Genomic DNA, 18,675 nt, shown 5'->3' with positions numbered 1-18,675 from the left:
CAGCCGCCGTACCAGGGGCACCCCCAGCCTCCACCAGCACACCGCCAACCCTCAGGCCAGCCCCGCCACCAGCTCCCCGACCCCCTTGCGCCGCCCTGTGTAGAACGGCACCTCCTCGCGGACGTACAACCGCGCCTCCGACGCCCGGAGGTGGCGCATCAGGTCGACGATGCGGTAGAGCTCGTCCGCCTCGAAGGCGAGGATCCACTCGTAGTCGCCGAGGGAGAAGGAGGCGACGGTGTTGGCGCGGACGTCGGGGTAGCCGCGGGCCATTTTGCCGTGGTCGGCGAGCATGCGGCGGCGGTCTTCGTCGGGGAGGAGGTACCAGTCGTAGGAGCGGACGAAGGGGTAGACGGAGACGTAGTTGCGGGCCGTCTCGTCGGCGAGGAAGGCGGGGACGTGGCTCTTGTTGAACTCGGCGGGGCGGTGGAGGGCCATGTTGGACCAGACGGGGTCCAGGGCGCGGCCGAGCTTGGTGCGGCGGAAGCGGTTGTAGGCGTCCTGGAGCTCCTCGGAGGTCTCGGCGTGCCACCAGATCATGAGGTCGGCGTCGGCACGGAGGCCGGAGACGTCGTAGGTGCCGCGGACGGTGACGTCCTTCGCCGCGAGCTGCTCGAAGAGCTCCTCGACCTCGTCCGCGTAGCCGGCCCGGTCGTCGGGGAGGACGTCGCGGAGCCGGAAGACCGACCACAGGGTGTAGCGGATGACGTCGTTGAGGTCCTTGGCCTTCTTGCCGGCGTTCGGGGCCTTGGCGGGGGCAGCAGCAGTCGAATCGCTCATGGGTCTATTCTCGCGCGTCGCCGCTCGTGTCCCGCCCCAGGGTCCCCAGGACGCGGTCGGCCGCCTTGCGGGCGCTCGCCACGCACGCCGGGATGCCGACTCCGTCGTAGACCGCCCCGCAGACCGCGAGCCCGGGAAGCTTGCCGACGTGCTCGCGGACCCGGGCGACGCGGGTGAGGTGGCCGACCGGGTACTGCGGCAGGCCGCCGTCCCAGCGGGTCACGCGGGCCGCGACGGGGGCCGCGTGCAGGCCGACGGCCTCGGTCAGGTCCTCGCGGGACAGCCGTACGAGGTCGGTGTCGTCCCAGGCCAGGTCGGCCTCGTCGCCGTAGCGGCCGATTGAGGTCCGTAGGACGAAGGTGTCCGGGTCCGCGTCTGCGTTCCACTGCCACTTGCAGCTGGAGAAGGTTGACGCCTTGATCGTCCGCCCCTCCACAGGCGGTACGAGGAAGCCACTGCCCGGCGGCAGCGTCGCCAGGTCCCGGCCGCGGTACGCCATCGTCACCAGCGCCAGGCTCGCGTACTCCACCGCCGCCAGCTCCCCGGCCGCCACCGGCGACTCGCCGGCCAGCAGCCGCGACGCGACGGGCCCAGGAACCGCCAGCACCACGGCCTCGGCGTCCAGCAGCCGGTCGCCGTCGGCCGACTCCAGGACGACCTGCCAGCCCGTAGCCGTACGCCGCAGCTCCCGCACCGGCGCGTCCGTCTCGATCTGCGCCCCGGCCCTGCGGCAGGCATCCGCCACCGCCACCGGGAGCCGCCCGACCCCGCCCCGGATCCCGGCGAACACCGGCCCCCTGGTCTGCGGCTTGGCGGCCGCCTTGCGCTGCAGGTCGCGTACGCCCTCGATCAGCGACCGCCCCGAGCGCGCGATGTCGTACAGCTGCGGCACGGCCGCCCGCATCGAAATCCGGTACGCATCCCCGGCGTACACCCCGCCCAGCAGCGGCCACACCAGCCGGTCGACAACCTCCCGGCCCAGCCGCGCCGCCACGAACTCGCCGACCGCGACGTCCTCGCCGACCTTTGTACGCGGCAGCACATGATCAAGCGGCATCCGCGCCAGCCCCGCCGCCGACAGCACCCCCGACCCCGCCACCTGGGCGAGGTCCCCCGGCACGCCCATCAGGCTGCCCTTCGGCATGGCCCGAAGCCGCCCCCGGGACCACAGCGACGCGCTCGCCGTCGTCGGCGCCACGATGTCCTCGCCGAGCCCCACCGCCCGCGCCAGCTCGACCGCCTCCGGGCGCCGGGCCAGCATCGACTCCGCCCCCAGATCGACCGGTACGCCCGCGATCTCGTCCGCGTACAGCTTCCCGCCGAGCCGCGACGACGACTCCAGCACCGTCAGCCGCCGCGTCCCGCCCTCCAGCAGGAAATGCGCCGCCGCGAGTCCTGAGATTCCGCCGCCGATGACGATCACATGTCCGAGCCCGGGGTGCGTTTCGCTCATGCCCCCACTGTCTCAGACGCCGGAACGAGCCCGAACTGTGACCTCATCGGGATCACCTGTGCGAAACCCTCCCACCTGCTGTCCCGTCGAATCCGCACAGGCAACAACGAGCCAACTCACCCTGGGGGGACCACCGATGAACAGATCACTCGCGGCGCTCGCTGCCGCACTGCTCGCCGCGTCACTCGCGGTCGCGGGCTGCGGTGCGGGATCGAGCAGCAACGACAGCACCGCGAGCTCCGCCCAGCGGGGCGCGGCCGCCGCGGACGCCGGGGGCAACGAGAAGAGCAGCGCCTCCGGGAGCGGCAGCAGCACTGGCACCAGCAAGACCGCGAACCTCGTGCAGTCGTATGTCGTCCGGACGGCCACCCTCACCGTCGAGGCCAAGAACGTGCCCGACGCGCTCGCCAAGGCCCGCACGCTGGTGGACGGTGCGGGCGGTTACGTCGGCGACGAGAGCACCTCGCTGGACGCCGCGGGGCGCGAGCACTCGCGCGTACAGCTGAAGGTGCCGCCGGCGGACTACGAGCGGCTGCTCGAGGATCTCGCGGGGCTCGGAAAGCTCACGGATCGCAAGGTCAACGCCGAGGACGTCACCAGCCAGGTGGTGGATGTCCAGAGCCGGATCAAGTCGCAGCAGACGAGCGTCGCACGGCTGCGGGAGCTGATGAACCGCGCGGTCAAGCTCAGTGACGTCGTCACGCTGGAGGGGGAACTCAGCACGCGTGAGGCGGACTTGGAGGCGCTGCAGGCTCAGCAGAAGTCGCTGAAGGAGCGCACCGACATGGCCACGGTGACGCTCGTCCTGACCGAGCCCGAGGCGGTGGCAGCGGCAAAGAAGGACGACGGCGTCTGGGCATCCGTGGGGGACGCGCTGGGCGCGGGCTGGCACGCCTTCTACGTCACCTTCCGGGCCATTCTGGTCGCGCTGGCGGCAGCTCTGCCGTTCGCGGCGCTGGCCGCGCTGGTCTGGGTGCTCATCCGCACCCTGCGCCGCAGGCTGCCCGCGCCCTCGGCGCCGGCCCCGGCGCCGGTCACAGTGCCGGCGCCGATCGGGAGCGGGCCCGAGGAGGAGTAACCGGGTCAGCCGGACGTCTCGGCGTGGACGAACTCCACCAGCCGCGTCAGGGCGTCCGGGTCCGTGGACGGGAGCACGCCGTGCCCGAGGTTGAACACATGCCCGGGCGCGGCCTGCGCCGCCGCCAGCACCTCGCGGGTCTTGGCCTCGACGGCGGGGGTCGGGGCGAAGAGGACGGCGGGGTCCAGGTTGCCCTGGAGGGCCTTGTGGGGGCCGACGCGACGGGCGGCCTCGTCGAGGGGGACGCGCCAGTCGACGCCGACGACGTCCGCGCCGGCCTCGCCCATGAGGGCCAGTAGTTCGCCCGTGCCGACACCGAAGTGGATGCGCGGGACGTCGTAACCGGCCACGGCGTCGAAGACCTTGACCGAGGCGGGCATCACGTAGTTGCGGTACTCCTGCGGGGCCAGCGCGCCCGCCCAGGAGTCGAAGAGCTGGACGGCGCTCGCGCCCGCCTCGATCTGGACCTTCAGGAAGGCGCCGGTGATGGCCGCGAGGCGCTCGACGAGGTCGGCCCACAGCTCGGGCTCGCCGTACATCATGGCCTTCGTACGCTCGTAGCTGCGCGAGGGGCCGCCCTCGATCAGGTAGCTCGCCAGGGTGAACGGCGCACCGGCGAAGCCGATGAGCGGGGTCTCGCCCAGCTCGGCGGTGAGCATGCCGATGGCCTCGGTGACGTACTTGACGTCGTCCGGCTCGAGCGGCCGCAGCCGCGCCAGATCGGCCCGGGTACGGATCGGGTGCTGGACCACCGGACCGACGCCCGGCTTGATGTCGAGGTCGAGCCCGATCGCCTTGAGCGGCACCACGATGTCGCTGAAGTAGATGGCCGCGTCGACCTTGTGGCGGCGCACCGGCTGCAGCGTGATCTCGGTGACGAGATCGGGCCGCATGCAGGACTCGAGCATGGGAATGCCCTCGCGCACCTTGAGGTATTCGGGCAGCGAGCGCCCGGCCTGGCGCATGAACCACACAGGGGTGTGCGGCACGGACTCGCGCCGGCAGGCGCGGATGAAGGGGGAAGCAGCAGTCTGCTGGTGCGCACTCACGCTGAAATCTTCGCATGCGCCAACCGGGCGACCCGCCCACCCGGGTGTCGTGCACCCCTGGGCGCCCCGTTCCGCCTAGTCTTCCGGGCATGGCAGCGGCTCATGGGCACCTCTCGGACGGGGACAACGCCCCTTTCCCCTTCCAGCACACGGTTGACGCGCTGCTGCGCGCTGGCGTACGGCACGAGGTCGAGCTCGATCCGACCCCGCCGCCGAAGCGCCTGGCGCCGCACGCGTACGCGCTGGAGGCGACGGTCGTCGTGGACGGCGACGAGCTGGCCGACGGCCGCCTGGTGCTGCTGTACGACCCGGCCGGGCCAGAGGCCTGGCAGGGCACCTTCCGGCTGGTCACGCTGGTGCGCGCCGAGCTGGAGCCGGAGATGGCCGCGGATCCGCTGCTGCCCGAGGTGAGCTGGTCGTGGCTGACCGGTGCCCTGGAGGCGCACGGCGCCGAGTACGGCGAGCCGAGCGGTACCGTGTCGCGCAGTTCCTCGCACTACTTCGGCGGGCTGGCGGGGCGTGAGGGCTCGACCCAGATCGAGATCCGCGCCTCCTGGACCCCATGTGAGGGCACCGGCGGCGTGCCGGATGTGGCGGCGCACCTGGCGGGCTGGTGCGACCTGTTGTGCACGAGCGCTGGGCTGCCGCCGGTGACCGGGCCGAGCGGGGGCGGCGTCGCGCCGACCGCCGTCCTACCGCTGCCGAAGCGGCGCGGCCCGCAGCAGCCGCGCTGACCCGGGCCGACTCACTTACCGCGAGAACGGCCGCCTCACGCCCGTTGACCGGGACTGTCACACCTTCGATCGACAACGATCGACAAGCTGTCCGAATTGCCGGAATTGTTACTAAACAAATCGTGATCTTTCTCTAAAGCCGGACGGGGGAGCTGCCGAAGGGAACTGTGACCCTTCCAGCCACTCCCCAGGAGGCCCGGTGTCGGTTCTTCTCGAACACCCCACAAGCCTGGTCGCCTACCGCCCGAACAAGCCGACCGCCATGGTGGTCGTCGCCGATCCCCGCGTCCGCTCCACCGTGACCCGCCACCTGTGGGCCCTGGGAGTACGCGACGTGATCGAGGCGTCGTCCATCGCGGAGGCTCGGCCCCGGGTCGGCACCCCCCGCGACATCTGTGTGGCCGACGTCCACCTCCCCGACGGCTCCGGCCTCACCCTGCTGGCCGAGACCAGGGCGGCCGGCTGGCCGAACGGCCTCGCCCTCTCCGCCGCCGACGACATCGGAGCCGTACGCAACGCCCTGGCGGGCGGCGTGAAGGGCTACGTCGTCACCGGCACCCGCAACAACCTCGGGCTGCCAGGCCGCCCCGGCGCCGCCCCCATCGGCGCCGCCGGACAGCGCATCCAGCGCCGCCCGCCCGGCGCCCCCGGGCACGGCGGTGGCTACCGCGAGCTGTCGGGCCGCGAGGTCGAGGTGCTGCGGCTGGTCGCGGAGGGCCAGTCCAACAAGGCGATCGGCGTGTCCATGGGCCTGTCCGCGCTTACGGTGAAGTCCCACCTGGCGCGGATCGCCCGCAAGCTCGGCACCGGCGACCGGGCCGGGATGGTGGCTGTCGCTCTGCGTACCGGCATCATTCACTGACCGTTAACCGAACGTAACAACACCCCGAGCCGCCCGCCGACGGAACGTTCCGTCGGCGGGCGCTTGCTGTACACAGATACCCTTTACACGTGACCGACGCCCGAGAGACCGCAACAGAAGCAGCACCGGCGCCGGTCCCGCTGCTGGACCCGCGCGAGGGAATCCCGCCGGTGACCGCCAGCCCGGAGGCTCTCGCCGACGTCGTCGCGGCCTTTGCCACGGGCACCGGACCTGTCGCCGTCGACGCCGAGCGCGCATCCGGTTACCGCTACGGACAGCGGGCCTACCTGGTCCAGCTGCGCCGCGCCGGAGCAGGGACCGCGCTGATCGACCCCGTGGGATGCCCCGACCTTTCGTCCCTGGGCGCCGCCCTCAACGGGACGGAATGGGTGCTGCACGCCGCCACCCAGGACCTGCCCTGCCTGGAGGAGACCGGCATGCGGCCGGCCCGCCTGTTCGACACCGAGCTGGCCGGCCGACTGGCCGGATTCGCCCGGGTCGGACTCGGCGCCATGGTCGAGGGCGTCCTCGGCTACACCCTCGAAAAGGGCCACTCCGCCGTCGACTGGTCCACCCGGCCCCTCCCCGAGCCGTGGCTGCGCTACGCCACGCTCGACGTCGAGCTGCTGGTGGACCTGCGCGACGCGCTCGAGGAGGAGCTGCGCACCCAGGGCAAACTGGACTGGGCCCTCCAGGAGTTCGCCGCCATCGCCGCCGCCCCGCCGCCCGCGCCGCGGGTCGACCCGTGGCGCCGTACGTCGGGCATGCACAAGGTGCGCCGACGCCGCCAGATCGCGGTCGTACGCGAGCTGTGGAACCTGCGGGACAGCATCGCCCGGGAACGGGACGTCTCGCCGGGCCGCGTACTCACCGACGCCGCGATCGTCGCGGCCGCGCTGGAGTTCCCGGCCAACGCGCACGCCCTCGCCGCGCTTCCCGGCTTCGGGCACCGTATGGGCCGACGCCAGCTGGAGCAGTGGCAGAGCGCGATCGACCGTGTCCGCGCCCTCCCCGAACGCGAACTCCCCCAGCCCGGCCCCGCCTACACCGGCCCCCCGCCCCCGCGCGCCTGGGCCGACAAGGACCCCGCCGCCGCCGCCCGCCTCTCCGCTGCCCGCGCCGCCGTCTCGGCCCTCGCCGAGGAACTCAACCTCCCCCAGGAAAACCTCATCACCCCCGACACCGTGCGCCGCCTCTGCTGGGACCCGCCCTCCGACCCCTCCCCCGACCAAGTCGCCCACGTCCTCACGGGCCTCGGCGCCCGCCCCTGGCAGGTCGAGCTCGTCACCCCGCTTCTCGCTGCCGCGCTGACCGTCCAGGCCCCCACGGCATAAGCGGGCTAGTTCAGCCCGTCCGGCGATTGAGGGCTGGGGGCACTCCCCCAGCCTTCGGCCGGGGGGACCCCCACCCAAACGAAGGTTTGAGGGAGAGCCCCCGGGCGGGCCCGGGCAGCGCCCCGGTTTCGGGAAGGGGCGGGATGGGGGGGGACAAAAGCGCAGCAACTGCTCCGCGCGTCGGCTTGATGGCCGATCACGCGCGCGCCTACGCTCGCCGGGCATTCCCGGCAAGAAGGGCAGGCGGCCATGGCTGTGCGGCGGGTTCCCAGAACGGCGGCGGCCATGCTGGTGGCAGCCTTGCTGGCGTCAGCATCCGGTGCAGCGCCGGAGGCGAAAGCAAGGGCCCGCGCCGCGCACACGATCGCGTATGACGACTACTCGTACAAGATCGACGGCAAGCGGCTGTATGTCTGGTCCGGGGAGTTCCACTACTGGCGGCTGCCGAGCCCATCCGCCTGGCGGGACGTGCTGGAGAAGATGAAGGCGGGCGGCTTCAACGCGACGTCCATCTACTTCGACTGGGACTTCCACTCCTCCGCCCCGGGGGTCTACGACTTCACGGGGATCCGGGACGTCGACCGGCTGCTGGACATCGCGGCGGAGATCGGCATCTACGTCATCGCGCGCCCCGGCCCGTACATCAACGCCGAGACGGACGGCGGCGGCTTCCCGGGCTGGCTGAGCACGCAGAAGGGCCGCGCAAGAAGCACCGCGCCGGACTATCTGGCGGCGGCCGACGAGTGGTTGTCGCGGATCGACCCGGTGATCGCGCGGCATCAGTTGACGGACGGCGGGGGGTCCGTGATCGCGTACCAGGTGGAGAACGAGCTCTACACGGACACGCCGGACGGCCACGCGTACATCCGGCATCTCGCGGCGAAGGCGAAGGCCGACGGGATCACGGTGCCGCTGGTGGGCAACCACAAGGGGATCTTCACACGTGAGCTGGACATCGACGGATACGACCGCTATCCGCAGGAGTTCGACTGCCGTCACCCGGACGTGTGGAGCCCGCTGCCCGACATGGCGTTCGCGCACAAGAAGGGCGAGCCGCTCTACCTCCCCGAGTTCCAGGGCGGGGCCTTCGACCCGTGGGGCGGGCCGGGCTACGACAAGTGCCGGCAGCTGACGAACGGCGACTTCGAGAAGGCTGCGTACGAGAACAACATGGCGTCGGGCTCGACCATGCAGAACTTCTACATGGTCTACGGCGGCACGTCCTGGGGCTATCTGGCCTCGCCGGGGTCGGTCTACAGCTCGTACGACTACGGCGCGCCGATCAGCGAGGACCGGCAGCTCACCGAGAAGTACCTGGTCGACAAGCGGCTCGGCTACATGGTGCAGGCCGTCGCGCCGCTGGCGAAGACCGCCAAGGTGGGCGACGCGACGGCGGCCGGAGGCGCGGTGCTCACGCGCACGCGCCGCAATCCGGACACCAGGACGGTCTTCACGGTCGTCCGGCACAAGGACGTCAACGACAAGTCGACCGACAGTGCGCGGATCGCGCTGGGCGGCCACCGCGACATTCCGGTGGTCGTCGCGGGCCGGGACTCCAAGCTGCTGGTCGCGGACTACGCCATGGACCACCAGCGGCTGGAGTACTCCACCTCGGAGATCATGACGCACGGTGTCGTCGGCGACGGCGGCCGCCGCCACGAGGACCTCGCCCTGCTGTACGGCCGCCGGGGGCAGGCCGGCCGGACGGTGCTGCGGTATGCGGCGCGGCCGAAGGTGACCATGCTGGCGGGGACCGTACGGCAGAGCTGGGACGCGGGCAGCGGCGACCTGCGGCTGGACTACACGCACCGCGGCCTCGCCCAGGTGCTGGTCGAGCCCCGTGGCGGTACGCCCCTGCGGCTGCTCCTCGCCGACGACGCGACCGCCGACACCTTCTGGCGGCAGGACACCGCGCGGGGCCCGGTGCTGGTGCGCGGGCCCGAACTGGTGCGTACGGCGTCGTACGCGGGCGGGGAGTTGAGGCTCACCGGTGACACGGACCGTACGACGCCGGTCCAGGTCTTCGACGGCGGCCGGGCCACGTCCGTGACCTGGAACGGCCGCCCGGTGCGGGACGGCCGGCTGCCGGGGCCGCGCCCGGTGACCCTGCCCCGGCTGACGGGATGGCGCCTCAGCCGGGAGACCCCGGAGGCCCGGCCCGGCTACGACGACTCGGGCTGGCGCACCGCCGCCCCCGCCGCCCTGGCCGCCGACAACAACGGCTTCCACGCGGGCTCGGTCTGGTATCGAGGCCACTTCACGGGCAGCGCCACGGGTGCCCGGCTGACGGCCTCCACCGGCAACGCCGGCGAGTGGCTGGTCTGGCTCAACGGCCGCTTCCTGGGCAGTACGCGCGACGCGTCCAAGGCCTTCCGCTTCCCGGCGGGCGCGGTCCGGCGCGGTCAGGACAACGTGCTGTCCGTCCTCACCGTCAACATGGGCCACGAGCAGGACTTCCGGGCCAACGACACCCACAAGAAGCCGCGCGGCCTCACCGCGGCCTCACTGGAGGGCTCGGGCCGCCGCATCGCCTGGCGCGTCCAGGGCGGCACGCTCGACCCCGTACGTGGACCCCTCAACGCCGGCGGCCTCTACGGCGAGCGCCACGGCTACCACCTCCCCGCTTACGACGCCCGCGCCTGGACCCCCGTCACCCTCCCCCGCCCCGACCGCACCCCCGGCGTCTCCTGGTACCGCACCACGCTGCCGCTCGCCCTCCCCGCCGGCCAGGACGTGCCCCTCAGCCTCGTCATCGCGCGGGAGCGGTCCCGCCACTACCGCGCGCAGCTCTACGTCAACGGCTGGATGGTCGGCATCTACGTCAGCGACCTCGGCCCCCAGCAGGCCTTCCCCGTCCCACCCGGCGTCCTGCGGACCGCCGGCCGCAACTCCCTGGCCGTGGCCGTCATCAACTCCGACGCCCACACGGGCGGCCTCGGCCGCATCACGCTCCGCGCGACCGGCAACCACGCCGTTCCCCCCGCATTGTGGGTAGGCCGTTCCGCCTGAGGCGAGCGAAGCGAGGTGGAGGTCCCCCGGCCGGAGGCTGGGGGGAGGATTGCCACAACGCGCCCCCGGAGGAGACCCGGGGTGGGGTGTGACGGCACACACCCCCGTGCCGGGCTGGGCACATTCATTACCCGCGAGTAGCATGGACCTGGCGACGCAGCCCGCAGGGATGGCGCGCGCCGGAGTGCCCCCGCATCTGGAGGAGAGCCAACGTGCCTCGTACCGCTAGGGATGTCGTCTTTGTCGACGGCGTCCGCACCCCGTTCGGCAAGGCGGGCCCGAAGGGCATCTATCACGAGACCCGCGCCGACGATCTGGTGATCAAGTCCATCCGGGAGCTGCTGCGGCGTAACCCCAGCCTCCCCCCGGAGCGCATCGACGAGGTCGCGGTGGCCGCGACGACGCAGATCGGCGACCAGGGCCTGACCCTGGGCCGTACGGCGGCGATCCTGGCCGGGCTGCCGAAGAGCGTTCCCGGCTTCTCCATCGACCGGATGTGCGCAGGCGCGCTGACCGCGGTGACGACGACGGCCGGCGGCATCGCCTTCGGCGCGTACGACGTGGTCGTGGCCGGCGGCGTGGAGCACATGGGCCGCCACCCGATGGGTGAGGGCGTGGACCCGAATCCGCGCTTCGTGTCGGAGAAGCTGGTCGATGACTCCGCGCTGTTCATGGGGATGACGGCGGAGAACCTGCACGACCGGTTCCCACACATCACCAAGCAGCGCGCGGACGAGTACGCGGTCCGGTCGCAGGAGAAGGCCGCGAAGGCGTACGCCAACGGCAAGATCCAGCAGGACCTGGTGCCGATCTCGGTGCGCCGCAGCAACCCCGAGGCCGGCGAGACCGGTTGGGGCCTGGCGACCACCGACGAGCCGATGCGCCCGGGGACCACCCTGGAGAGCCTGGCCGCCCTCAAGACCCCGTTCCGCGCCCACGGCCGCGTGACGGCGGGCAACGCGGCGGGCCTGAACGACGGCGCCACCGCCTCCCTGCTCGCCGCCGAGGACGTGGCGCAGGAGCTCGGGCTGCCCATCAAGGCCCGGCTGGTCTCGTACGCCTTCGCGGGCGTGGAGCCGGAGGTCATGGGCATCGGCCCGGTGCCGGCGACCGAGAAGGCCCTCGCCAAGGCGGGGCTGAGCATCGACGACATCGGCCTGTTCGAGGTCAACGAGGCCTTCGCCGTCCAGGTACTGGCCTTGCTGGACCACTACGGCATCGCCGACGACGACGAGCGCGTCAACCAGTACGGCGGCGCGATCGCGTTCGGCCACCCACTGGCCTCCTCCGGCGTGCGTCTGATCACGCAGCTGGCCAGCCAGTTCGCCGAGCAGCCGCACGTGCGCTACGGCCTGACGACGATGTGCGTCGGCTTCGGCATGGGCGGGACGATCATCTGGGAGAACCCGCGCTGGAGCGAAGCGACCATCAAGCACAGCGACGGAGGCAGCAAGTGAGCACCACGACCGCCGAGCTTCTCAGGGGAGCGGCCGAGCTGTTCCCCGACGAGGTCGTGACGCAGGCGCACGTGCGCCACATCGACCTCCCCGGCGCCGGGCGCTTCGCGCTCATCACGCTGGACAACGGCCTGGACCACACCAAGCCGACCACCTTCGGACCCCAGTCGCTCGCCAACCTCGACAAGGCGATCGACCAGGTCGAGAAGGAAGCGGCCGAGGGCACGATCACCGGCGTCGGCATCACCGGCAAGCCGTTCATCTTCGCGGTCGGCGCCGACCTCAAGGGCGTCGAGCTGCTGAAGAAGCACGAGGACGCGCTCGCCATCGGCAAGGGCGGCCACGAGGTCTTCAAGCGGCTGTCCGGCCTCGCGGTCCCGACCTTCGCGTACTACAACGGCGCTGCGATGGGCGGCGGCGTCGAGGTCGGCCTGCACTGCGCCTACCGCACGGTCTCCGCGGCGCTGCCGGCCTTCTCCCTCCCCGAGGTCTTCCTCGGTCTGGTGCCCGGCTGGGGCGGCTGCACGATCCTGCCGAACCTGATCGGCGCGGACCGCGCGGTCTCGGTCATCATCGAGAACTCGCTCAACCAGAACAAGCAGCTCAAGGGCGAGCAGGTCTACGATCTCGGCATCGCGGACGCGATCTTCGAGGGCGCGGACTTCCTGGAGCAGTCGCTGCTGTGGACCGCGGCCGTCCTCAAGGGCGAGCTCGAGATCGTACGTCCCGAGGTGGACCGCGGCGAGGCCTGGGACCAGGCCGTGGAGCGCGGCCGCTTCATCGCCGACTCCAAGGTGCACGGTGCGGCCCCGGCGGCGTACCGGGCGCTGGACATCATCGCGGCGGCCAAGAACGGCGACCTGCAGCAGGGCTTCGACGCCGAGGACCAGGCGCTGGCAGACCTGATCATGGGCGGCGAGCTGCGCAGCGGCATCTACGCCTTCAACCTGGTCCAGAAGCGCGGCAAGCGCCCGGCCGGGGCACCGGACAAGAACCTGGCCCGTCCGGTCAGCAAGGTGGGTGTGGTCGGTGCCGGTCTGATGGCGTCGCAGCTCGCGCTGCTGTTCGCGCGCCGCCTCGAAGTGCCGGTGGTGCTCACCGACATCGACCAGCAGCGCGTTGACAAGGGCGTGGGCTACGTCCACGGCGAGATCGACAAGCTGCTGCTGAAGGGCCGCGTCAACCGGGACAAGGCGAACCGCCTCAAGGCCCTGGTGTCCGGCTCGCTCGACAAGGCCGAGGCCTTCGGTGACGCGGACTTCGTCATCGAGGCGGTCTTCGAGGAGATCGGCGTCAAGCAGCAGGTCTTCGCCGAGGTCGAGGCGGTCGTCTCCCCGACGGCCATCCTGGCGACCAACACCTCGTCGCTGTCGGTCTCGGAGATGGCCTCGAAGCTGGAGCACCCGGAGCGGGTCGTCGGCTTCCACTTCTTCAACCCGGTCGCGATCCTCCCGCTGCTGGAGATCGTGCGCGGCGAGCAGACCGATGACGCGTCGCTGGCCACGGCCTTCGCGGTGGCCAAGAAGCTGAAGAAGACCGCGGTCCTGGTGAAGGACGCCCCGGCGTTCGTCGTCAACCGCATCCTGACCCGCTTCATGGGCGAGATCCAGAACGTCATCGACGAGGGCACCCCGGTCGCCGTCGCCGAAAACGCCATCGAGCCGCTCGGCCTGCCGATGTCGCCGCTGGTGCTGCTGGAGCTGGTCGGCCCGGCGATCGGCCTGCACGTCTCGGAGACCCTCAACCGGGCCTTCCCGGACCGCTTCACGGTCTCCCCGAACCTGGCCGCCGTTGTCAAGGCCGGCAAGCGCGGCTTCTATGTCTACGACTCCGGCAAGCCGGAGCTGGACCCCGAGGTCGCCGCGCTGCTCGTCCAGGGCGACAGCGTCCTGTCCGCGGAGCAGGTCCGCGCCCGCGTCCTGGACGCCGTGGCGCAGGAGATCGGCCTGATGCTGGAGGAGGGCGTGGTCGCCGAGGCCCAGGACATCGACCTGTGCCTGATCACCGGCGCCGGCTGGCCGTTCCACCTGGGCGGTATCACCCCGTACCTGGACCGTGAGGGCGTCTCGGAGCGGGTGAACGGCAAGCCGTTCCTGGCCCCGGGCGTCGCGAGCGTGCCCGCGTAACAGGGCCCTTCGGAGCGCCGGTTGTACCGCCCGTCAGGGCGCGTACGGCCGGCGCTCCGGCTTTTGGCGGTCAGGCTGCCCCGGGCCGGCGTGGCGCCTCGGCGGCCGGACCACGGGCGGTGTAGAAGGCCACGGTCAAGTCCTTGACGAGTGCCTTTCGTTCGTAGTCGTCGAGCTGGACCAGGCCCCGGTCGGTGAGGCCGCGGACGGTCTCGGATACGGCGGCCAGGACGTCGTCGAGGACCGCACGGCGGTGCCTGGCGTCCAGCGCGGCGAGCTGGGAGCGGTGCATGGCGGCGGCGATGGCCGGGGCGTAGTCGAGGCGGACCGGGCGGGCCGAGAAGACCTCGACGCCGACCGGGCGCATCTCTGCGGCCAGCAGCGCGGTGAGCTCGTCGCCGACGCGGTCGGAGTCGCGCAGCGTCGGGCCCGGGCCCCGGAAGTCGTCGGCGGGCAGCCGGGACAGGATGCGGGCGACGGCCGCCTCGACCTGCTCGCGCAGATAGCGGACGTGGTCGTCGACGGCGAAGGAGGCGCGGGCGGTGTCGCGGACCCGCCAGACCAGCAGCACGGTGGCGTGCAGCGGGGCGCCGGAGGCGTCGGTGGCCTCGATCGGGCTGCTGCGCCAGTGCCGCAGGCTGACGTCGGTGCGGCGGCGGCCCAGCAGCGGGCTGATCCACAGCAGGCCGGTGCGGCGGACCGTGCCCCGGTAGGCGCCGTGCCGGGTGAGCACCCATACGGAGCCGGGCCGCCCCCGGGCGAGCCCGCCGGCGGCGAAGGCGGCCAGCGCGGCGAGCAGGGCGACTGCGCCCCACAGGCCGGTGACGGTGATCCGGCCGCTGTCGGGGGCCGTTGGGAGCACCGCGTGCCCCACGAGGCGGACCGGGAGGGTGCCCGCCTTCCACAGCAGCCAGCCCGCGGTGCCTGCGGCGGCCAGGACGGTCAGGACAGCGAGCCAGCCGGGAAGGGGGCGGCCGGGGCGCTCGGTGAGGTCGGAGGTGACGGGGGTCGTGGGGGTCGTGGCTGCGTATCCGGCCTGGGCTTCGGCTGCGTGGGTCGTCACGAGAAGAGTCGCCTCCATGTCTCGGGTCCGGGATAGCCGTCCGCCTCGGTACTGGACCATCCCTGGGTGCGCTGGAAGGCCTCGACCGCTCGCCGGGCGGCCTCGCTCCAGTCGGGGCCGGGCCCCGTGGGGTAGTACGCGCCGAAGCCCTTGGCGGCCAGCTGCCGCCCGAGCCTGAGCACGTCCTCGTTGGCCTGGCCGGGCCGGAAGCGGGCGGCCCCTGGGTAGGAGGGGCCCGGGGCGCCCCCACGGGTGGCCGGGGCCGCGATGTCGGTGCCCTCGCCCCGTACGAGGTACCGCCAGGTGGCCGGACCCGGGATGCCGTCCGCGTCGTCGCCCGACCAGCCCTGGGAGTGCTGGAAGGCGGCGGTCGCCCGGCGGTCCGAGGCCGACCACTTCGGGTCCGGACCGACCCGGTAGTACGGGGTCGCGCCGCGCCCGGCCAGCATCCGTCCGAGCCGATTGACGTACGGGTTCTCGGCGCCGGGGCCGAAGGATCCGGTCCCGGGGTAGACGTCGTCGGGGGCGGGCTTCCGGATGTACTTGTAGCGGTAGGGGACGTAGTCCGAGGAGTGCGACCAGTAGGCGAAGGGCGTGGTCCTGATCCGGGCGTGCGGCTTGGCCTGCTCGTAGGCGATGTACTCCTCGTGCTCGGCGTCGGCCCAGCCGCCGAAGATGGTGACGTGCGAACCGGTCTCCGGTTCCTCGGGGTTGTGGAACAGCAGGATGTCGCCCGGCATCAGCTGGTCCACCCGGATCCGCTCCGCGTAGTCCGTCAGACTGCCGGTCCACGCGCTGTCGCCCAGGCCCCAGGCCATCGACACGAAGCCGGAGCAGTCCTGGCGGTATCCGTCCCGCCAGGACGCGTCCATGTTGTACGGGACCGCCGCGTCGACCCAGGTCCGTGCCCGCTCCAGAATCTGATCGCGCGTCAGGCGGAGCGGGGTCGTGGTGGCGGGGGTTGTCGCGGCGACGGCGGCAGGAACCGGTGCGACGAGGGCGGCGGTACCGGCGGCGGCCGCCACGACCACCAGGGCCCGGGCGGCGGCCGGCGCCGGTCGGCAACTGCCGTAGCCGCGTGCCGCGGAGGCGGCGAGCCGCTGCCGGGCGCACTCCTCACAGACGCAGCCGGGCAAGGGTTCGACCTCGTCGAACACCGGTGTGGACATGCGCACCACCACTCCTCCGCTCCGGCGTGAAAGGGACGCCGTATGCCTTCAATACCCCATTTCTCCTGAAAGTTGACGAAAGGAGGAATTGATGGGAAAGGCATACCGGAGGATTCCGGGGTGGTGAGTTCGGGTGAGGTCAGGTCACCCTGTGGTGGTGGTCGTCGTCGCCGCCGCCTCGGCGTTCGCCACGGCCTGCTTCACCTGTGCGCGCAGCTTGGCCGGGCTCGGGTCGGCCACCGTCGCGCCGTTGATCTGCAGCACCGGGGCTGCCGTGAAGCCGGACGCCGTGAACGCCTGCTGGGACTTGCGGACCCAGCCGTCGTGGTCACTGCCCTGTACGCAGGGCACGAACTTCGCGTCGTCGATCTTCTTGGCCTTCTTGGCGAGTTCCTTCAGCAGCTTCTGGCTGTCCAGACCGTCGACCTTAGGGTCCGTCGGTTGGGCCGCCCACACCTGCGCCACGTACTCCTGGAATCGGCCCTGGTCCTGGGCACAGGCCGCCGCGTTCGCCGCCACGAGGGCGCCCCGGCCGCCGTTCGCGGTGTCGGACTGCGTGACGAGCCGGTAGTCGATCTCCACCTGGCCGGTGGCCAGCAGCTTCTGGAAGACCGCCGCGTACTGCGCCGCGAAGGCCTTGGACGCCGGGCTCCGCAGGTCCTCGTACACCGTGAGCGCCACCGGGATCGTCGGCTTCACCGGCAGCCCGAGCAGGTCCGTGCCCGTCGCGCCGGTCGGGACCTTGACCGTGGTCTCCTTCGTCCCGCGCACATGCGCACCGATCACGGCGGACCCGCCGAAGACGACTGCGAGCGCCACGACCGTCCCCACGTAGGGCCGCCACCGGCCGCCGCGCCGCTTTGCCGCCTTCGGCGCGTTGGACTTCGTCATGAGCCGTCACCTCGATCAACACCGTGCGTCCGTACGGCGCATTTGTACCACCGCGAGCGGACAGCCGCCGTGGCAGGGTGGCCCCGTGGACACGGAAACCGATACGCACACCCGCCCTCTGGTCATCGTGGACGCCGCCAACACGGTGGGCTCCGTCCCCGACGGCTGGTGGCGCGACCGGCGCGGGGCCACCGAGCGGCTGCGCGACGCCCTCGCCCCGCTGGCCGAGCGGGGCCTGCCGCCCGCCCCCGGCGTGCCCGACTGGGCCACCACTCCCCCGCTGGAACTCGTCCTCGTCGTAGAGGGCGCGGCGCGTGGTGTTGACTCGGTCCCCGGCGTCCGCGTCGTCGCCGCCCCCGGCAGCGGCGACGACCTCATCGCCGACCTCGCCGCCGCCGCCGACCGCCCCTGCCTTGTCATCACCGCCGACCGCGAACTCCGCCGCCGCGTCGCCGCCCACGGCGCCGCAGTAGTCGGCCCCAAGGTGGTCCGCCCCTAGCGGGTTGGCCCAGCGCGCCCGCACCCGGGCGACGGCTCGCACCACGACGCGATGGGTGGCCGAAGGTGCGTCGGCGGCCTGAGGCCCGTGGCCGGGTCGGGCCGGCCCTCCCCCTCAGCTTCGCGAGGGGGCACCCCCACCCAGCGTCTGGCTGGGGGAGGACGGCTTACCCCCAACCCGGACGCCTTAACGGTCCACGCGCTCGTACAGCACCGCGCCGTCCACCGTCGCGACAGCCTCGTAGTGGTCGGCCAGCAGCGCGGCCAGAGTAGGAATATGCGAGGGCCCGTACGGGGCGCCGCGGGAGTCGTCGACGATGAGGTCGGCGGGGTGGCGGGCGAGGTCGCGGCGGAAGTGGCGCCAGGCACCGGGGACGGCGTACTGCTCGCCGACGCGGGCGCCGCCGCGGCCGCCGCTGAAGTTGGTGAGGAAGCCGGCGGTGAGGAAGCGGGTGGCGGGGGTGCGGTCGGCCAGCCAGTAGTGCTCGGGGTGCATGCCCCAGACCAGCAGGGTGTCGTTGGCGGAGGTGTGCTGCTGCACGGCGGCGGCAACCGTGTGCGCATGGTCCAACTCGGTGCGCGGCACCGTGAAGCCCCAGGTCAGGAAGACCCCGGCGGCCAGCGCCGTCCAGACCGCGGCAGCCTTCCACCAGCGCGGCAGCTGCCGGAGCGCGGCCACGCCGAGCAGCACGAGCGGGGGCAGCAACTGAAGGTAGTAGTGGCCGTAGAACTGGAAGCCGACCACCACCGCGAGGACGGACGCCGCGAGCCACAGCCACAGGTCGGAGTCCGCGAACCGGCGCCGCCGCACCGCAAGGTACGCCGCCGGAAGCACCAGCCCCGCACCGGCGGCCACCAGGATGCCCGCATTGCCGAGGGCGCGCTCCAGCGCGAGCAGCCAGGCGCCCGAGGCCGAGGCGTACGTACCCGAACCGGTGACCGTCCAGAAGACGAACCGCCGGGCCCCGACCACCAGCGCGACGACGGCCACCGGCACCGCCATCCCGGCGGCCAGCCGCACCCACGCCCAGGCCCAGGCGGTACGGGCCGAGCCGGCGCTGTCGCCCGGCGCGGCGGAGAAGAACAGGTCCGGGCCCCGCCGGGTCCCGGGGAGGCCTGCCCGCAGAAGCCGCAGCGGCGGCAGGACGGCCTCGCCGGCCGTGGCGGGCAGC

Annotated in this window: 14 protein-coding genes and 1 pseudogene; 8 read left to right on the top strand and 7 right to left on the bottom strand. The window is 72.3% G+C overall.

Annotation, left to right across the window (positions count from 1 at the left end; genetic code table 11):
* Positions 1 to 51 precede the first annotated feature (51 nt).
* Positions 52 to 780 carry a hydrogen peroxide-dependent heme synthase gene (hemQ, locus tag EFK10_RS45240; protein ID WP_127361457.1) on the bottom strand — a complete coding sequence of 243 codons (729 nt, stop codon included), beginning with the start codon at positions 778 to 780 and terminating at the stop codon, positions 52 to 54.
* 4 nt (positions 781 to 784) lie between these two features.
* Entirely contained in the window at positions 785 to 2,233 is a 1,449-nt protein-coding gene (hemG, locus tag EFK10_RS45235) for a protoporphyrinogen oxidase (protein WP_127361456.1), read from the bottom strand.
* 136 nt (positions 2,234 to 2,369) lie between these two features.
* On the opposite strand from hemG, the gene EFK10_RS45230 reads away from it, so the two are divergent.
* Positions 2,370 to 3,311 carry a DUF4349 domain-containing protein gene (locus EFK10_RS45230; protein ID WP_127361455.1) on the top strand — a complete coding sequence of 314 codons (942 nt, stop codon included), beginning with the start codon at positions 2,370 to 2,372 and terminating at the stop codon, positions 3,309 to 3,311.
* Between the two features lie 5 nt (positions 3,312 to 3,316).
* On the opposite strand, the gene hemE is transcribed toward EFK10_RS45230, so the two are convergent.
* Positions 3,317 to 4,360: a uroporphyrinogen decarboxylase gene (gene hemE, locus EFK10_RS45225; RefSeq protein ID WP_127361454.1), complete on the bottom strand. Its 1,044-nt coding sequence runs from the start codon at positions 4,358 to 4,360 to the stop codon at positions 3,317 to 3,319.
* An 89-nt stretch (positions 4,361 to 4,449) separates the two neighbouring features.
* Here hemE and EFK10_RS45220 point away from each other — a divergent pair, with 89 nt between their 5' ends.
* The 6 genes from EFK10_RS45220 to EFK10_RS45195 all read left to right on the top strand — a co-directional run bounded on the left by EFK10_RS45220 (position 4,450) and on the right by EFK10_RS45195 (position 13,882).
* Positions 4,450 to 5,094, top strand: a complete 645-nt coding sequence (locus EFK10_RS45220) for a DUF3000 domain-containing protein (RefSeq protein WP_127361453.1) — start codon at positions 4,450 to 4,452, stop codon at positions 5,092 to 5,094.
* A 199-nt stretch (positions 5,095 to 5,293) separates the two neighbouring features.
* Positions 5,294 to 5,956, top strand: coding sequence for a response regulator transcription factor (locus EFK10_RS45215; protein ID WP_127361452.1), 663 nt, complete (start codon positions 5,294 to 5,296; stop codon positions 5,954 to 5,956).
* An 89-nt stretch (positions 5,957 to 6,045) separates the two neighbouring features.
* Positions 6,046 to 7,290, top strand: coding sequence for an HRDC domain-containing protein (locus EFK10_RS45210; RefSeq protein ID WP_127361451.1), 1,245 nt, complete (start codon positions 6,046 to 6,048; stop codon positions 7,288 to 7,290).
* 285 nt (positions 7,291 to 7,575) lie between these two features.
* Positions 7,576 to 10,299, top strand: a complete 2,724-nt coding sequence (locus EFK10_RS45205) for a beta-galactosidase (RefSeq protein ID WP_164836456.1) — start codon at positions 7,576 to 7,578, stop codon at positions 10,297 to 10,299.
* A 212-nt stretch (positions 10,300 to 10,511) separates the two neighbouring features.
* Complete coding sequence (locus EFK10_RS45200) at positions 10,512 to 11,756, top strand: thiolase family protein (RefSeq protein WP_127361449.1); 1,245 nt, start codon at positions 10,512 to 10,514, stop codon at positions 11,754 to 11,756.
* Entirely contained in the window at positions 11,753 to 13,882 is a 2,130-nt protein-coding gene (locus EFK10_RS45195; RefSeq protein ID WP_127361448.1) for a 3-hydroxyacyl-CoA dehydrogenase NAD-binding domain-containing protein, read from the top strand. The genes EFK10_RS45200 and EFK10_RS45195 overlap by 4 nt, the downstream gene beginning before the upstream one ends.
* A gap of 70 nt (positions 13,883 to 13,952) precedes the next feature.
* Here EFK10_RS45195 and EFK10_RS45190 read toward each other — a convergent pair whose 3' ends face one another.
* From EFK10_RS45190 to EFK10_RS45180, 3 genes are all read right to left on the bottom strand, one after another.
* On the bottom strand, positions 13,953 to 14,945 hold the full coding sequence (locus EFK10_RS45190; RefSeq protein ID WP_240677867.1) for an SPFH domain-containing protein: 993 nt from the start codon (positions 14,943 to 14,945) through the stop codon (positions 13,953 to 13,955).
* Complete coding sequence (locus EFK10_RS45185) at positions 14,942 to 16,114, bottom strand: peptidoglycan-binding protein (RefSeq protein ID WP_127361446.1); 1,173 nt, start codon at positions 16,112 to 16,114, stop codon at positions 14,942 to 14,944. The genes EFK10_RS45190 and EFK10_RS45185 overlap by 4 nt, the downstream gene beginning before the upstream one ends.
* A 144-nt stretch (positions 16,115 to 16,258) precedes the next feature.
* Positions 16,259 to 17,005 (bottom strand): DsbA family protein, encoded by a 747-nt coding sequence (locus EFK10_RS45180; protein WP_127361445.1) that lies wholly within the window; start codon positions 17,003 to 17,005, stop codon positions 16,259 to 16,261.
* An 85-nt stretch (positions 17,006 to 17,090) separates the two neighbouring features.
* On the opposite strand from EFK10_RS45180, the gene EFK10_RS45175 reads away from it, so the two are divergent.
* On the top strand, positions 17,091 to 17,504 hold the full coding sequence (locus EFK10_RS45175) for an NTP pyrophosphohydrolase (protein WP_127361444.1): 414 nt from the start codon (positions 17,091 to 17,093) through the stop codon (positions 17,502 to 17,504).
* Positions 17,505 to 17,690: 186 nt separating this feature from the next.
* On the opposite strand, the pseudogene EFK10_RS48295 reads toward EFK10_RS45175, so the two are convergent.
* Positions 17,691 to 18,675 (bottom strand): annotated as a pseudogene (locus tag EFK10_RS48295) (glycosyltransferase); the annotation flags it as partial.

The organism is Streptomyces soli (genome assembly GCF_003999195.1).
Taxonomy (GTDB): domain Bacteria; phylum Actinomycetota; class Actinomycetes; order Streptomycetales; family Streptomycetaceae; genus Actinacidiphila; species Actinacidiphila soli.
This window is presented reverse-complemented; position numbering and strand designations above follow the sequence as displayed.

Coding starts and splice junctions, on each gene's coding strand:
- hemQ (WP_127361457.1), bottom strand. CDS start 780: ATGAGCGATTCGACTGCTGCTGCCCCCGCCAAGGCCCCGAACGCCGGC.
- hemG (WP_127361456.1), bottom strand. CDS start 2,233: ATGAGCGAAACGCACCCCGGGCTCGGACATGTGATCGTCATCGGCGGC.
- EFK10_RS45230 (WP_127361455.1), top strand. CDS start 2,370: ATGAACAGATCACTCGCGGCGCTCGCTGCCGCACTGCTCGCCGCGTCA.
- EFK10_RS45220 (WP_127361453.1), top strand. CDS start 4,450: ATGGCAGCGGCTCATGGGCACCTCTCGGACGGGGACAACGCCCCTTTC.
- EFK10_RS45205 (WP_164836456.1), top strand. CDS start 7,576: ATGCTGGTGGCAGCCTTGCTGGCGTCAGCATCCGGTGCAGCGCCGGAG.
- EFK10_RS45185 (WP_127361446.1), bottom strand. CDS start 16,114: ATGTCCACACCGGTGTTCGACGAGGTCGAACCCTTGCCCGGCTGCGTC.
- EFK10_RS45180 (WP_127361445.1), bottom strand. CDS start 17,005: ATGACGAAGTCCAACGCGCCGAAGGCGGCAAAGCGGCGCGGCGGCCGG.